Origin of the sequence: Halorientalis salina (assembly GCF_005049285.1) — an archaeon.
In the GTDB taxonomy this organism is placed as follows: domain Archaea; phylum Halobacteriota; class Halobacteria; order Halobacteriales; family Haloarculaceae; genus Halorientalis; species Halorientalis salina.
The window spans coordinates 358,547-372,557 of record NZ_SOSC01000002.1 but is presented as its reverse complement, the minus strand read 5'-3'; the positions used below and the strand labels follow the sequence as shown (position 1 = coordinate 372,557).

At 65.3% G+C, this 14,011-nt stretch carries 15 protein-coding genes; 9 read left to right on the top strand and 6 right to left on the bottom strand.

The features are described from left to right. The first annotated feature begins 205 nt into the window (after positions 1-205). The 4 genes from E2481_RS06360 to E2481_RS06345 all read left to right on the top strand — a co-directional run bounded on the left by E2481_RS06360 (position 206) and on the right by E2481_RS06345 (position 3,425). Positions 206-718 (top strand): gamma carbonic anhydrase family protein, encoded by a 513-nt coding sequence (locus E2481_RS06360; RefSeq protein ID WP_136716450.1) that lies wholly within the window; start codon positions 206-208, stop codon positions 716-718. Between the two features lie 102 nt (positions 719-820). Beyond that, positions 821-2,593 carry a PAS domain S-box protein gene (locus E2481_RS06355; RefSeq protein WP_136716288.1) on the top strand — a complete coding sequence of 591 codons (1,773 nt, stop codon included), beginning with the start codon at positions 821-823 and terminating at the stop codon, positions 2,591-2,593. A 65-nt stretch (positions 2,594-2,658) separates the two neighbouring features. After that, positions 2,659-2,982 (top strand): hypothetical protein, encoded by a 324-nt coding sequence (locus tag E2481_RS06350; RefSeq protein WP_136716287.1) that lies wholly within the window; start codon positions 2,659-2,661, stop codon positions 2,980-2,982. 47 nt (positions 2,983-3,029) lie between these two features. Further along, complete coding sequence (locus E2481_RS06345) at positions 3,030-3,425, top strand: hypothetical protein (protein WP_136716286.1); 396 nt, start codon at positions 3,030-3,032, stop codon at positions 3,423-3,425. A gap of 3 nt (positions 3,426-3,428) precedes the next feature. On the opposite strand, the gene E2481_RS06340 is transcribed toward E2481_RS06345, so the two are convergent. Then, positions 3,429-5,129 (bottom strand): sensor histidine kinase, encoded by a 1,701-nt coding sequence (locus E2481_RS06340; protein ID WP_136716285.1) that lies wholly within the window; start codon positions 5,127-5,129, stop codon positions 3,429-3,431. 188 nt (positions 5,130-5,317) lie between these two features. On the opposite strand from E2481_RS06340, the gene E2481_RS06335 reads away from it, so the two are divergent. Next, positions 5,318-6,553, top strand: a complete 1,236-nt coding sequence (locus E2481_RS06335) for an ornithine cyclodeaminase (RefSeq protein WP_136716284.1) — start codon at positions 5,318-5,320, stop codon at positions 6,551-6,553. A gap of 149 nt (positions 6,554-6,702) precedes the next feature. Here E2481_RS06335 and E2481_RS06330 read toward each other — a convergent pair whose 3' ends face one another. Both E2481_RS06330 and E2481_RS06325 read right to left on the bottom strand, forming a co-directional pair. Further along, positions 6,703-6,990, bottom strand: coding sequence for a DUF7553 family protein (locus E2481_RS06330; protein ID WP_136716283.1), 288 nt, complete (start codon positions 6,988-6,990; stop codon positions 6,703-6,705). A 68-nt stretch (positions 6,991-7,058) separates the two neighbouring features. Continuing rightward, positions 7,059-7,328, bottom strand: a complete 270-nt coding sequence (locus E2481_RS06325; RefSeq protein WP_136716282.1) for a DUF7553 family protein — start codon at positions 7,326-7,328, stop codon at positions 7,059-7,061. A gap of 316 nt (positions 7,329-7,644) precedes the next feature. Here E2481_RS06325 and E2481_RS06320 point away from each other — a divergent pair, with 316 nt between their 5' ends. Continuing rightward, complete coding sequence (locus E2481_RS06320) at positions 7,645-8,601, top strand: phytoene/squalene synthase family protein (RefSeq protein WP_136716281.1); 957 nt, start codon at positions 7,645-7,647, stop codon at positions 8,599-8,601. Between the two features lie 85 nt (positions 8,602-8,686). Further along, the gene (locus E2481_RS06315) at positions 8,687-8,914 is read left to right on the top strand and encodes a hypothetical protein (protein ID WP_136716280.1); all 228 of its coding nucleotides are present in this window, start codon (positions 8,687-8,689) and stop codon (positions 8,912-8,914) included. An 11-nt stretch (positions 8,915-8,925) separates the two neighbouring features. Here the strand turns inward: E2481_RS06315 and cruF are convergent, their stop codons facing one another. The 3 genes from cruF to E2481_RS06300 are packed head-to-tail and all read right to left on the bottom strand — an operon-like array spanning position 8,926 to position 12,196. Beyond that, a complete protein-coding gene (cruF, locus tag E2481_RS06310; RefSeq protein ID WP_136716279.1) occupies positions 8,926-9,780 on the bottom strand; it encodes a bisanhydrobacterioruberin hydratase in 855 nt (284 codons plus the stop codon). After that, positions 9,770-10,678, bottom strand: a complete 909-nt coding sequence (locus E2481_RS06305) for a prenyltransferase (RefSeq protein WP_136716278.1) — start codon at positions 10,676-10,678, stop codon at positions 9,770-9,772. The genes cruF and E2481_RS06305 overlap by 11 nt, the downstream gene beginning before the upstream one ends. A 6-nt stretch (positions 10,679-10,684) precedes the next feature. Further along, positions 10,685-12,196 (bottom strand): phytoene desaturase family protein, encoded by a 1,512-nt coding sequence (locus E2481_RS06300; protein WP_136716277.1) that lies wholly within the window; start codon positions 12,194-12,196, stop codon positions 10,685-10,687. Positions 12,197-12,319: 123 nt separating this feature from the next. On the opposite strand from E2481_RS06300, the gene E2481_RS06295 reads away from it, so the two are divergent. Next, on the top strand, positions 12,320-13,012 hold the full coding sequence (locus E2481_RS06295) for an SDR family NAD(P)-dependent oxidoreductase (protein WP_136716276.1): 693 nt from the start codon (positions 12,320-12,322) through the stop codon (positions 13,010-13,012). 103 nt (positions 13,013-13,115) lie between these two features. Further along, complete coding sequence (locus tag E2481_RS06290; protein ID WP_136716275.1) at positions 13,116-13,967, top strand: ZIP family metal transporter; 852 nt, start codon at positions 13,116-13,118, stop codon at positions 13,965-13,967. Positions 13,968-14,011: the final 44 nt, after the last annotated feature.

The following is a 14,011-nucleotide window of genomic DNA, read 5'->3' as shown; positions in this document are numbered from 1 at the left end:
CTGTGGTTTACCTCTCCCGATATCGGGGCGCGCTCTCTGCTCCCGAGTCGGTGTTCGGGTTCTCGTCGGTCACAACTGCCCCTGGGTTCCGTCCCAGACGGTCGCGTTGTGCGTCAATATCCCGTAATCTCCCGCGCCGGTCCGGGGCCACGTGGTTACCACCGAGCCAACCCTTTAAGCTACCAACTGCCTGGGCAGTCGTATGGTGGACAGCCGCGAGTACGGGTTCGAGGGCACGATGCCGGACATCCACGGCTACGCACACGTCAGTCGGGAGGCAACGGTCGTCGGTGACGTAACCGTCGAACCGAACGCCAGCGTCTGGCCGGGCGTGGTGTTGCGCGGGGACGTGGCACCGGTCCGCGTCGGGCACGAATCGCACGTGGGCGACAACGCGGTCCTGCACGCCTCCTCGGTCGGCGACAACGTCATGGTGGGCCACGGGGCCGTCCTCAACGACACGACCGTCGAAGACGGCTGTCTGATCGGGTTCAACTCGACGCTGACCGATTCGACCATCGGCGAGCACTCGATCATCGCCATGGGGACGGTCGTCCCGGAGGGCTACGAGGTCCCAGCCGAGTCGTTCGTCCGCGGCATGCCGGCGTCGGTCACGCCCCTCGAGGAGACGAACATCGACCCCGAGGCCGTCTTCGAGGCGTATCACTCCGGCGACTACACGAACCTCGCCCAGCGCCACGACGACCTCTTCGAGTGACACCGCTCTCGACGGTGTCCCCGCCGGCACCCGTTCCCCGCTCTCTGTGGGGAACTGTCCATAAGCTTTTGTACGTTAGCCAGATATACGTGACTAACTCACATGACTGGTGGTCGGGTGGTGTTGTACGTCGGCGACGATAGTGACCGCGTGTCCGCGTTGAGAAGCGCTTCAGACTGGGACGTCGACCACGCGGAGACGGTGGGACGGGCGTACGAACGGGTCGCCGACGCTGACTGTCTGGTCGTCGAGCAGCGACTCCCGGACGGGACGGGCATCGAGTTCTGCCGGCGGGTTCGCGAACGGAACCCGGATTGCCCGCTCGTCCTGGTGCCGGCGACGGGTGACGACGACCTGGCGCGGGAGGCCGTCGCGCTGGGCATCGACGAGTACCTGCCCGCTGGAACCATCTCAGACCCGGCGGAGTTGCGGGACGTGATCGCCCGAGTGCTGGACTCGGGCGATACCGAGCGATCCCGGTACCGGAAACTGGTCGAGCAGACGACGGACGTAATCAGCGTCGTCGACCCGGACGGCACCTTCCAGTACATCAGTCCAGCCATCGAGGGGATGACCGGGTATTCCCACGCGGCCCTCGTGGGCGAAGACGTATTCGAGTACATTCATCCCGAGGACGTGGAACAGGTACGCGACGCCTTCGAGCAGTGTCTCGGTACCTCGGGGGAGACGATCGCCCGCGAGTTCCGCGTCCAACAGCCGGACGGCTCGATCAGTTGGGTGGAAGCGAGAGCACGGAACTTCGTCGACGACCCGGATATCGGTGGTGTCGTCGTCAGTTCACGGGACATCACCGACCGCAAGGAGCGTCAGCGCGAACTGGAACTGTACGAGACGATGCTCAACGCCGTCCCGGACATGGTGTACGCCCTCGATGACTCCGGAGAGATCGTCGCACTCAACGACACGTTCGAGACCGAGACAGATCTGACGCAGGAGGACGTTCTGGGAAGCCACATCTCACTCGGCATGAGCGAGGCCGACCTCCAGCGTGGGCGAGCCCACATCCGCGAGTTGCTGACCGACGACGACCGCGAGAAGGCCATCTTCGAGATGGAGTTCCACACCGCGACCGGCGACCCGATCCCCGTCGAGAATCACATCGCACTCATGACCGGTGCGGACGGATCGTTCCGCGGCTCGGTCGGCGTCCTCCGGAACATCAGCGACAGGAAGCGACGGGAACGTCGGCTGACCGTGCTCAACCGGGCGCTCAGGCACGATCTGCGAAACAGCATGCACGTCATCCTGGCTAACGCCGAACTCGTCGAGCGGGCCGTCTCCGATCCGGATCTCACCTCGAAGCTCCGGACCGTCCGGCGTCGGGCCGAGAAGATCACCGGGCTCAGCGAGAAGGCCCGGGAGATCGAACAGACCATCGGCGAACGGGCGCTGCCGCGCAAACGGCTCGACCTCGCGGTGTTGCTTACCGACCAGATCGCCCGGTTCCGCGAACAGTATCCCGACGCGACCATCGAGGCGGATCTCCCGGATCACGCCTGGGTCCAGGCGATCGAACTCGTCGACGTCGCCGTCGAGAACCTCATCGAGAACAGTCTCGAACACACCGACGACCAGCACGTCGAGGTCGGCGTCGACGTGGGCCCGGACACCGTCAGCGTGACCGTCACGGACGACGGCCCGGGCATCCCCGCGAAGGAGCGCCGCATCGTCGGCCAGGGCAGCGAGACGCCGCTGGACCACGCCAGCGGCCTCGGGCTCTGGCTCGTCGCCTGGATCACCCGCGACTCCGAAGGCGACGTCGTCTTCGAGGACGGGGGCGACGTTCGCCTCGTTCTCGACCGCGCCGACCCGGAGCCACGGGATGCCTCAGAGATGGATACCCGAGCCGAGTAGCGGCCCCTCGGCACCGACCTCCGCGGTGCCGTCACGCATATACAGTGCCGGTTCCTGGTAGATGTATGGACAATCCGGCACACAATTCCCGTCTGCCGGACGGGGGGGCCGAGCGCGTACGTCTCGAAGACTGGGGGACCGTCGTCGACCACCTCGACGACTTCTGTCTGGGCGGGGAGTGCTCTGCGGCGGACGACCGCGTCGTCTGTGAGTTCCCGAACGCGCGGCTCGCCGTCAGTCGCGACGGGACCGTCGAAACCGGGATGCCGCTGCACACCTTCGAGCGCGAGGGCGTCGAGACGCTCCTGGTCGATCACGAACGCGGTGAACTCACAGTCACGGCCAACGTCGAGGGCGAACGCCTCGAATACACCTTTCACCGGCCGTAGCGGCCCGCTACTTAAATGGGATGGCGCCGTAGCTAGCGGTACGAACCGTGTCGGACGCAGACGACGGGACCGAGGACCGATTCGCCATCCCGCGACGCCCGCAGCGACGCTATCCTCACAGCGGCGGCGTCGAGTACGACGGCGAGACGGTCTTTACGCTCGTGCCGACGCCCGATCGGTCCACCGAGTCCTTACAATCGCTCGTCGAGCGCGCGCTCTCGGCGGACCGGTACACCTTCGGCGACTGGTTCGACCTGCCGATGCCGCTGTATCTCGTCAACGACGAACTGACCGGCGACGTGTTCCGCGTCAGCGTTCGGGACGGCACCGTCCGGTTTCACGTCCTGCCGGCGACCGAGTCGGCCGGCCTGCGCGGTCTGTTCGAGCGGTTGCGAGCCGTCGAGTCCGAGCTGACCTGGCAGGTCGACTGTCACGTGGAGTAACGGCTACCGGTCGCTCGACGGTTGCGCCCGGATCCGGTCGGCGGTCGCGAGCGGGAGTTCGACCGTGAAGACGCTGCCCCGCGGGTCGTTGTCGCGGACGGTGATCGTCCCGCCGTACCGGTCGACCAGCGTGTCGACGAGGTAGAGTCCGATGCCGGTCCCGGAACTGTCCAGTCCCATCTCACCGCGGCCGAAGATCCGCGCTTTCCGGTCGTCGGGAATTCCCGGCCCGTCGTCGGCGACTTCGACGCGAGCCGTCGAACCCGTTACCTCGACCGAGACCGTAACGCGACACGATTCGCCGTCGTGGTGGTTGACGGCGTTGTTGAACAGGTTGGTGAACACCGACGAGAGCATTTCGTTCGCCCGGACGTGACAGCTGTCGGGAAGACTGCCGTCGACAGCGAAGGTGGCCGCGTCGTATCGCATCCGTGCCCGATCGAGTTGGGTCCGCAGGACCGCCGACAGGTCGACCGACTCGACCTCCATCGATTCATCGCTCGTGATCGATTCCATGAGATGCCCGACGTTGTCCGTCAAATCGACGACGTGCCGGCTGCTCTCGCGGATCTTCCGGAGGTGTTCGGCACCGTTCTCGTCGACGTGGTCGGCGAGCAGTTCGCCCCGGCCGTCGATGACGGACATGTCGTTTCTGATGTCGTGTCTGACGATGCGGTTGAGGATCGAGAGCTCGTCTTCCCGCCGTTTCAGCTCGGTGATGTCCCGGAAGACGAACAGCCGACCGCCGTGGGCGGTCCCCCGTTCGGCCAGCGGCGAGATCTGGAAATCGAAGTGTCGCACCTCGCCGTCGACGGACAGCGCGATGTCCGTCCGCGCGTCGCGTGCGTCCTCGTGGCCCGCGAGCGTTTCGGCGTCGAACACCTCGTCGATCTGTTTGCGAACGACCGCGTCGTCGTCGACCAGTCGCTTGCCGGCGTCGTTGGCGTCGACGATGCGGTTCGTCCGGTCGACGACGAACACCGCGTCGCGCATGTTCTCGATGACCGTCTTCCGGGCGACGGGGACGATGTCGAGTAACTCGAAGCGAGCGACGCCGAACAGGAAGCCCGCGACCTTGACGGTGCTGGTCAGCGGTGCCGGGTCGATGGGGACGACGTGGAGCCACCAGAGGATCTCGCCGACGAGGACCAGCAGGATCGACCCCAGCAGGATCGTCGCCTGCTTGGTGAAGGCCGCCTGGGTCCGGGCCAGGTCCAACAGGAGGTAGATGCCCACGCCGAGACAGGCGACGATGAATCCGGCGAACAGCCAGTAGAACGGTCCGAACTGGGGAACGAGCATGTTCGCTGCCGCGTCGTAGCTGTACCCGTAGAACAGCCCGTGGGTCCCGTTGGTCCAGACGAGTACCTGCGAGAGCACGGGGATCACCGCGAGCGCCGCGCCCGTTCTGTAGGTGAGCCAGTGCTCGCGGTCGGTGTACTCGATGGCGGTGAACATGTAGCCAAGGCCCATGAACGTGATCGGGACGAACCGCCAGTTCCACCAGAAGAGCTTCGTCCCCACGTCCGTCGACAGCAACTGCAACACGTTACAGATCGAGAGCAGGACGATGCCGCTAACGTCGAACAAAAAACTCCGGGCCGCGCGGCGGTCGCGGTAGTTCCAGAGCCTGGCGACCATCGCCAGACTGACCAGTATCGCGACGACGTACGGGAGGACGTAGTTCGTGTATGCCAGTTCCATCCGTCTGACCTCGGCCGACGGGCGACACGTCGATCATTTCGGCCGTCTGAAACGTACGGCCGCGTTATCCTGACGTGTACGACTGCCATAATGAATGTTGTGTCCGGTTCGCACGGACGAAAACGCCAGCGTCGCTTCCCGTCCCCCGACCCAAAACCCACTTATCGCCGTCCGTCTATTTCTCGGGCATGACAGTCTCGCGCGAAGTCGAGTTAGCGGGCCACATCATCGATTCGGGGATGATGCAGACCAGTTTCGGCATCATCATGGACATGGGTGGTGCCTTCGAGGTCGAGGAGTTCGAGATCGGTCGCCACAAGGAGGCCGAGTCCTACGCCCGGTTGCTCGTCACCGCCGACGACGAGGAGACGCTCCAGTCGATCATCCACGAACTCCACCAGAACGGTGCCAACCCCTCGGACCCGAAGGACGCAACCCTCGAACCCGCTCCCGAGGACCAGGTCGTCCCCAAGGGCTTTTACTCGACGACCAACCACCCCACGGAGATCCGCTACGAGGGCGAGTGGATCGAAGTCGAGAACATCGAGATGGACTGTGCAGTCATCTTCGACCCGGAGGGCGAGGACGGCCAGCCCCGCGCTTACACGAAGGTTCTCAGTGCTGTCGAGGCCGACGAACTCGTCGTCACCGGCGAGACCGGCATCCGCGTCAGCCCGCCCGAGCGCCCCCGCGGCAAGGAGGGCGCGTTCGGGTTCATGCAGGGCGGCGTCTCATCTGAGCGCCCCTCCGAGACGACCATCTCCAACATCGCCGAGGCTATCGAGGAGACCAAAGCCGAGGGCGGGAAGATCCTGGCCGTCTGCGGCCCGGCACTCATCCACTCCGGGGCGCGCGAAGACCTCGCCCGCCTCGTCCGCGAGGGGTACATCGACATGATCTCGGCGGGCAACGGCTTCGCCGTCCACGACCTCGAACGGGACATCTACGGCACCTCGCTCGGGATGGACACCGAGTCGCTCGATCACCCCCGGAAAGGCCACAAACACCACATCTACACGATCAGCGAGATCATCCGCGCCGGCGGTATCGAGGACGCCGTCGAGCAGGGCGTCATCGAGTCCGGTGTCATGTACGAGTGTGTCGAGAACGACCGCCCGTTCGTGCTTGCCGGTTCGATCCGTGACGACGGCCCGCTCCCCGACACGATCACCGACTCCCTCGAGGCCCAGAACGCCATCCGCGAGCAGGCGCACGAGGCCGACATGGTGTTGATGCTCGCGACACTCCTGCACTCGGTCGCGGTCGGGAACTGTCTCCCCTCGACCACCCGGACCGTCTGCGTCGACATCAACCCCGCGACGGTCACGCAACTCCTCGACCGCGGGAGCGCACAGGCCGTCGGGATGGTCACCGACATCGGGACGTTCGTGCCGATGCTGGCTGAGAACATCCTCGACGAGTAGTGCAGTCCCGCGAGCGACTTGGAGGAGCGAGCGGTTTTTTGGTCCACCGTCAGAGCGAGCTCTGACGAGCTCCCGCTCGCAAGCTCGCGGGAACAGATTTTTGGCCGAGTTGCGACGTACGAATTAAAAACCGCTTCCGTACTGTCCGTTCAGGCCGTCGTCGCCGATTCAGAGTACGGCAACAGTAACTCCTGTGTGCGGACGATGGCGTCTCGGACGTCCGTGTGGGCCTCGTCGCGGAGCTTTCGGAGCCGGGTTTCGATCTCCTCGACGGACTCTGGGTCGATCTCGACGGCCGTCGCGAGTTCCCCGACTCGATGGGCCAGCTCCGCCAACTGCTCGGCCACGTCCTCTTCGAGCGTGAGTTCCGACGCGAGCAACAACTGTCTGTTCGCCTTCTGCAACCCCCGTTGCTGGGTCTGCTGTCCACCCCTCATCGTCTCGATGGCTCTCCCGCGATCATCTAAAATGTTTGGATAATGAGACGCAGTACCACAGCGTTCGATTAGACGCCTTCGACGGTCGAGCGGTAGTCGCTGATCGCGTCTTTGGCGTCGTCGATGGCTGCGACGGCGTCGGAGCCGACGTCGTCCTTGAGGTCGTTGAGCGCGTTCTGGATGCGCGCCATGCTGCCGTGGTCGGGCCCGCGGTCGGCCGTCGCCAGCGAGTCGAGTTTCTCGGCCAGTTCCGTCAGCCGCTCGGCCGCGTCACCGTCGACCGAATCGGTCGCTGTTTCGAGGTGCTGTGCTGCCGTCTGGAGTTGTTCGCGGACCATGTGCGGCCGTACGCGAAGCGGTCACAAAAGCCCTTATGCTCGTTCGCACGTGGCACGTATCTGACGGGCATCTGGGGCGCATATTCAGGGGTCTGCGGCCCGTATCTGTGATCGATACGAGACGAGGGTATAATGGCGCTCTCGAACTCTCGATTCACGACCGGATACGACTCCAACGGATACCAACCAGTAAGGTATGCTCCTTATTGGTGTGTGAACCTTCCGGACGAACAAGTGAACACACGGCAGTGGATAGTCGACGTCGCCCTCGGCGGGCGTGTCGAGACCGCAACGACTCGGTGACTTCGGACACGTAATGGTACGGAACGATTCCCTCGAACAGAGCAAAGCGATTCACAGGCGCACTGGCAAGACTTTCTACTACGCGACGCGGCTCCTCCCGGAACGCGTTCGCCACAAGACGTACGTTCTGTATGCCTTCTTTCGGATCGCCGACGAGGTCGTCGACGACGAGGACAACGACTACACGCCTGCCGAGCAGGCGGCCGAACTCCGCCGCATTCGCGAGGCAGCGCTCGGCCGGCGGGAGACCGACGACCCCGTACTCAAAGCGTTCGACGAGGTCCGCCGGGAGACCGACATCACCGAGGAAGACGTCGAGTTGTTCGTCGACGCGATGGTGACCGACATCGACAAAGACCGCTACGAGACCTACGACGAACTCGAAGCGTACATGCGCGGCTCGGCCTCGGCCGTCGGCTACATGATGACCGCCATCATGGACACCGACGAGTCCGAGGTGGCCCGCCCGCACGCCGGTGCCCTCGGCGAGGCCTTCCAGTTGACGAACTTCCTGCGGGACGTTCGCGAGGACGCGGTCGAACTCGGGCGTATCTACCTCCCAGCCGAAACCTACGAGCAGTACGGCGTGACCGAGTCACAGATCCTGAACCTCGAACTCTCCGATGGGTTCCGGTCGGCGATGCGTCACGAACTCCACCGGGCCGAAGGACTCTATCGCGAGGGGGTCGCGGGCATCAAGTACCTCCCCGAGGACTGCCAGTTCGCCGTGTTGCTGGCCGCTGTGCTGTACGCCGACCACCACCGGCTCATCCGCGAGCGGGACTTCGACGTGCTCTCGGCGACCCCGCAACTCTCGACGGCCCGGAAGGCCTGGCTCGTCGCCAAGACGCGCTGGCACTGGATCTGGAACAAGGACCCCGAAGCCGTCTTCGAGCGGGTCTCGACGATCGGTGAGCGCCCGGCGCACTCGCCCGGATTCGAGCCGCCCGAGTCCGTTCCCACGCAGTAGTTTCGCTGTCGATCGGAGCCGCCGGTCTGTTTCCCCTCTTACACGACCGACGCTTACTTCTCCATTGACAGGTAACACGACGCCGATGCCTGGCTACTCCCCGCCCTCGATACCTCGATCATGGCTCGCCGGTATCGGTCTCGTCTTCGCACTGTTGTTCGGGTATTCACTGCTCGTCGTTCAGACGCCACTGCTCGTCCTGTTCCCCGCTGTGTTGGCCGGTTTGCTGTACGTCGGGTGGCGGTTCCTCGTCGCGATCGAAGCCATCGCCGATGCCCAGCAGCGTCTCGCACGGCACCGTGAAGAGAACTGACCGCTTCGCTCTCAGAACTTCTCGCCGACGATCGGCATCGTCCGAACCACCGCGAAATCGAAGCGGTCGATCTGCACCAGGCCCAGGAAAAAGAGTCCGGCGACAGCGACGGGAATCCAGTTGAAGAAGTAGGCGTTGATCGACCCCCAGAGGATGACGAAGCTCACCAGGTCGTCGAGCATGAACGGACAGGACTGAACCCGTGTGACGAGCGCCGCCCGGTCGAAGGCGACGTCGAACAGCCCCACGGCGACGGTCGCCGAGAGGACCCATCCGGCGTAGTTCGACCACGGGACGTCGTAGTAGGCCCCGCCGGCGTCGTACGCCCAGAAGCCGAGGCCGACTGCGCCGGGGTCGAGCACGAGGTCGACCGCCAGTACGGCAGCGATGACGACGGGCAGGCGGACGAGCCACCGCGTCGCCCGGCCCCCGAGGAGCAACAGGCAGAGCAGGTAGCTGTTCAACACGAGCGGGAAGAAAAACACGGGCAGTCCCAGGGGGACTTTCCCCAGGAGCATCGGCCCGAGGTCGATGCCGTAGGCGAAGTGTCCGTAGGGCCACCCGGTCGTCGTCCCGACGTACTCGATGGCGTAGGAGTAGACGGTGAGCGCGATCATCGCCAGCATCGCTCGCCGATCGACGAGGGGCGCGACGCCCGCCACGAGGGGCAATCGCATCACGAGCGTCCCGAAGAGGATGAGGTAGGGGTTGAAATTGAGGGGGCCGGGAAGCAGGGACTCGGCGCTCGCGACGAGCAAGATCGCGCCCATCGCGGGGAAGACCACGGCGACGAGAAATCGGTTCTCCTGGACGAGGTCGTCGAGGCGGGCTTCCACTCGCTCACGGGTGACGGATTCAACCGCCATAGCCAAAGAGGAGCACCCACAGGCCCGCCAGCGTCATCGTCATCCCGGTGAGGGTGTTGATGGCGGGGTACCACCAGTAGGCGTCGTTCACGTCGATGTTCGATCGCGCGATGCCGAAGACGAGCGCCGGGTAGACCACCAGGAGGCCGCCGAAGAAGGGGTGGACCTGCCAGAAGATGACGGCGGCGGCCAGCCAGCACAGCGCACAGTAGCCGTAGGTCCGCTTCTTTCCCAGCACCGTCGCGGTCGTCCTGATGCCGGCCTCGCGGTCGGGTTCGATGTCCGGGATGGCCGAGAAGGTGTGCATCCCCATCGTCCAGAGCCAGCCGGCGACGATGGCCGTCGTCGGCGGGAGTTCGCCCGCGACGGCCGTGAACGCGACGACGGCCGGCAGGATGTAGAGGCCGTTCGAGATCGAGTCCAGCAGCGGCGTGGTCTTGAACCGCAGCGGCGGGGCGCTGTACTCGACCGAGAGGAAGTACCAGAGGCCGAGCATCGCGGCGGCCGTCCGTGGGACGACGGGTACGAAGGCGAGTCCCAGCAGGCCGCAGGCGACGACGACGGCGACGACCCACCGGCTCCCCCGATAGCGGACCTCCTTGTCCTCCTTTTTCGGGTTGACTGCGTCGATGTCCGCGTCGAAGACGTCGTTGACGCCGTAGAGGAAGACGTTGGCGGGGACCGTAAAGAAGGCGAGCAGGAGGACGGGAACCGGGCCGAACAGTTCCGGCACGCTGTCGGCCGCGTAGGTCGCGCCGACGATGACCGGGCCGCCCAGATACAGCCAGAAGCGAGGTCGGGAGAGCCAGAACAGGTAGCCAAGCGGCGTCTCCTCGGAGGGTAGGTACTCGGCGACCGCTTCGAGCCGCGTCCGAACGTCGAGTGCGCCGTCGGTCATCGCTCGTCAGGTATCGGCCAGGATGGCGTCGGCAGTGTGTTGGCCGCTGATCAGACACATCGGGACGCCGATGCCGGGCGTCGTGAACGAGCCCGTGTAGTAGAGGCCATCGACGGCGTCGGAGCGATGGGGCGGCCGCAGGAGCGCGGTCTGGCGGAGCGTGTGGGCCAGTCCCAGCGCCGTCCCCTGGATGGAGTTGTACCGGTCGGCGAACTCCGACACCGAGAACTGCTTTTCGTAGGCGATGCGGTCCCGGACGTCGACGCCGGTGTGTTCGGCCATGTCGGCCAGCACCTCGTCGCGGTACTGCTTTCGGACCTCGGGGCCGTCCTCTAAGTCCGGCGCGATGGGGACGAGCACGAACAGGTTACTGTGGTCGCCGTCGGGCACGACCGTCTCGTCGGTTTCGGAGGGGACACAGACGTAGTAGGCGGGGTCGTCGGGCCACTGCGGGTCGTCGAAGATCTGCTCGAAGTGTGGGTCCCAGTCGTCGGGGAGGACGAGCGTGTGATGGGCCAACTCGTCCACGTCGCCCTCGACGCCGAGATACAGCAGGAACGCGGAGGGGGCGTAGGTCTTCGAGTCCCAGTAGTCGTCGTCGTGCTGGCGCTCGTGTTCGGGCAGCAGGTCCCGCTCGGTGTGAGCGTAGTCGGCGTCGCTGACCACGAGGTCCGGGTTGTACTCCGTGCCGTCCTCGGTCGCGACGAGGAACCCCTCTTTCCGCCGCGTTATCTCCGCGACGGGCGCGTCGGTGACGTACTCGACGCCGAGTTCCTCCCCGAGGTCGACCATCGCGTCGACGACCGCGCCGAAGCCGCCGATCTGGTCGCCCTCGCCGTTGCTGACGGGGTAGTGGACGCCGAGGTTGAAGTCGACGTGGCTCATCATGTTGTAGAGTGCGGGCGTGTTGTGGGGCGCGCCCCCGAGGAAGACGAGGGTGTACTGCATGATCTGCTGGAGCTTGGGGTTCTCGAAGTAGTCCTCGACGTGGCCCTGCATGTTCCCCAGCAGTTTCAGCCCGACCGGGGCCGCCTTGATCACGTCCAGGTCGACCCAGTCCCTGAGTCTCGGACGGTCCTCGTAGACGAAGTTCTCCATCGCCAGTTCGTAGTTCGATTCGCTCTCGGCGAGGTACTCGTCGAAGGCCTCGCCGGCTCCGTCCTCGTAGGACTCGAATATCTCGCGGACGGCGTCGCGGTCGGCCGGCACGTCCACCTCGTCCCCGTCCTTGAAGAAGATGCGATAGTGTGGGTCCAGCCGTTCGAGGCGGTAGTAGTCCTCGGGAGCCTTCCCGAAGTGGCCGAAGAAACGCTCGAACACGTCGGGCATCAGGTACCACGACGGGCCCATGTCGAACCGGAAGCCGTCCTCGGAGAACCTGGCGGCTCGGCCCCCGAGCTGTCCGTTCTTCTCCAGTACTCGAACGTCGGCGTCGGCGTCGGCGAGATAGCAGGCGGTCGATAGCCCCCCGAAGCCACCGCCGACGACGTCGATGGATGTCCCCGCTAGCGAACTCATTAAATATCAATGTGCGACGAACCCGTATAAAACCGGAACCTCACCTGTATGGTTTGCTGGTAGTTCACACGGGGTCGGTCAAGAGCGGAACGTCCATGGTTCTCACGGTGCTACAGTGACCCGATGGACGGAGACACCGTGGTCGTCACGGGTGCGAGTCGTGGCATCGGGGCGGCCGTCGCCCGGCTGTTCGGGGTCGAGGGCGCACACGTCGTCTGCTGTGCGCGGGACGCCGACGGATTGGCGTCGACTGCCGACGACATCCGCGACTCCAGGGGGAGCGTGACGACCATGCGCGCGGACGTCCGCGACGAGTTCGACGTCGAGCGCCTGATGGAGACGGCCGCACGCGAAGGGAATGCTATCGACGCCGTCGTCGCGAACGCCGGCGTCTATCACGGCTCGCCGGGAGAGACCCCGCTCACCGACGAGTCCTACGCCGCCTTCGACGATCATCTCCGGACCAACGGTCGAGGCGTGTTCACGACCGTCCGCGAATCGCTCCCGCACCTCGCCGACGACGCGCGAATCCTCGTTCCGTCGGGCCGTATCGCCCGGGAGGCCGAACCCGGATACGGGACCTACGCCGTCTCGAAGGCGACCGCCGAGGCGCTCGCTCGCGGGTTCGCCGCCGAACTCGACCAGGCAGTCGCGATCGTCGACCCCGGTCAGGTCGCGACCGACCTCTCGGGATCGACGGGTCGTGATCCCGAGGATATCGCTCCGATGTTCCGCTGGGCGGCGACCGAGGCCCCCGCGGGGGATATCGACGGCGCGATCGTCGATCTGAAAACCTGGAAACGCGCGACGCGATGACGGTGGCTCCGTCCCGCTGACCCCCATTTCGCTGCTGGCTCCGAGACCCGACCGATGGGTTTATTATTACAAACCGGCCTGGTTTATCCAGATAACTAATAATATGAGTCACGGAGTTATTAACTCGCGCCCTGGCCTGTCGCTGGTCGGGGTGGCGGGCGTGGCGGCGCTGGTCGTGCTGTCCGGCGTCGCAGTGATGGGGGAACTCTGGAAGATGCTCGTCATCTCGTGGGTCGCCTTCGGGGCGATGGCCGGTTCGATCCCGCTGGGCGTCAGGGCGGCCCGCTCGCCGAACGCGACGCGACTGGTCTGGGGATACGGGCTGGCCAGCGGCGCGATGATCACGAGTGCGGCCGTCTTCTTGCTCCCGCAGGCCATCGGCTTCGACCCCCGCGTCGGCGGGTTCGGCGTCGCCGCCGGCATCCTCGTCGGGTTCGCCTCGCATATCATCGGCCATCGACTCGCCCACGTCAACGCCACGTTCGACGACACTGCCGTCCAGCTGTCGGCACACGCACTCTCGGCCGGGGTTATCATCGGCCTCGTCTACGGCTCGATGCCCGAACTCGGCCTGCTGCTCGGTCTCGCCATCGTCTCGCACAAGGGGCCCGCCGGCTACGCCGCTGCGCGCCGCCTGGCCAGTTCGGACCGGTCGGCGTCGGTCATCCTGTTGCCCGCGGCCGGTGTCGGCATCGCTGGTATCCCCTCGGCGCTGCTCGACCTCCCCATCGGGAGCCTCGGACGAGCCGCCGTCTTCGGCTTCGCCGCCGGTATCTTCCTCCACATCGCGATGGATTTCCTCCCGCAGTGCGAGGTCGGCGGTGAAGTGGGCGAGGTCGCCGAACTCTCCGACAACGCCCACCACCTCCTCGACCGACTCCGCGTCCACGCCGTCATCAGCACGTCTCTGGGTGGTCTCGCCGTCTTCGTCGCCTGGCTCGCGGTCGGAGCCTGAATCCCGTTTTCCGACTCTTCCGTCGTATCGTCCACTATTGGGTC

What these genes read in the sequence shown, in the direction of transcription:
- E2481_RS06355 (WP_136716288.1), top strand. Translation starts at nt 821, where the DNA reads ATGACTGGTGGTCGGGTGGTGTTGTACGTCGGCGACGATAGTGACCGC.
- E2481_RS06350 (WP_136716287.1), top strand. Translation starts at nt 2,659, where the DNA reads ATGGACAATCCGGCACACAATTCCCGTCTGCCGGACGGGGGGGCCGAG.
- E2481_RS06340 (WP_136716285.1), bottom strand. Translation starts at nt 5,129, where the DNA reads ATGGAACTGGCATACACGAACTACGTCCTCCCGTACGTCGTCGCGATA.
- E2481_RS06335 (WP_136716284.1), top strand. Translation starts at nt 5,318, where the DNA reads ATGACAGTCTCGCGCGAAGTCGAGTTAGCGGGCCACATCATCGATTCG.
- E2481_RS06330 (WP_136716283.1), bottom strand. Translation starts at nt 6,990, where the DNA reads ATGAGGGGTGGACAGCAGACCCAGCAACGGGGGTTGCAGAAGGCGAAC.
- E2481_RS06325 (WP_136716282.1), bottom strand. Translation starts at nt 7,328, where the DNA reads ATGGTCCGCGAACAACTCCAGACGGCAGCACAGCACCTCGAAACAGCG.
- E2481_RS06320 (WP_136716281.1), top strand. Translation starts at nt 7,645, where the DNA reads ATGGTACGGAACGATTCCCTCGAACAGAGCAAAGCGATTCACAGGCGC.
- E2481_RS06315 (WP_136716280.1), top strand. Translation starts at nt 8,687, where the DNA reads ATGCCTGGCTACTCCCCGCCCTCGATACCTCGATCATGGCTCGCCGGT.
- cruF (WP_136716279.1), bottom strand. Translation starts at nt 9,780, where the DNA reads ATGGCGGTTGAATCCGTCACCCGTGAGCGAGTGGAAGCCCGCCTCGAC.
- E2481_RS06305 (WP_136716278.1), bottom strand. Translation starts at nt 10,678, where the DNA reads ATGACCGACGGCGCACTCGACGTTCGGACGCGGCTCGAAGCGGTCGCC.
- E2481_RS06300 (WP_136716277.1), bottom strand. Translation starts at nt 12,196, where the DNA reads ATGAGTTCGCTAGCGGGGACATCCATCGACGTCGTCGGCGGTGGCTTC.
- E2481_RS06295 (WP_136716276.1), top strand. Translation starts at nt 12,320, where the DNA reads ATGGACGGAGACACCGTGGTCGTCACGGGTGCGAGTCGTGGCATCGGG.
- E2481_RS06290 (WP_136716275.1), top strand. Translation starts at nt 13,116, where the DNA reads ATGAGTCACGGAGTTATTAACTCGCGCCCTGGCCTGTCGCTGGTCGGG.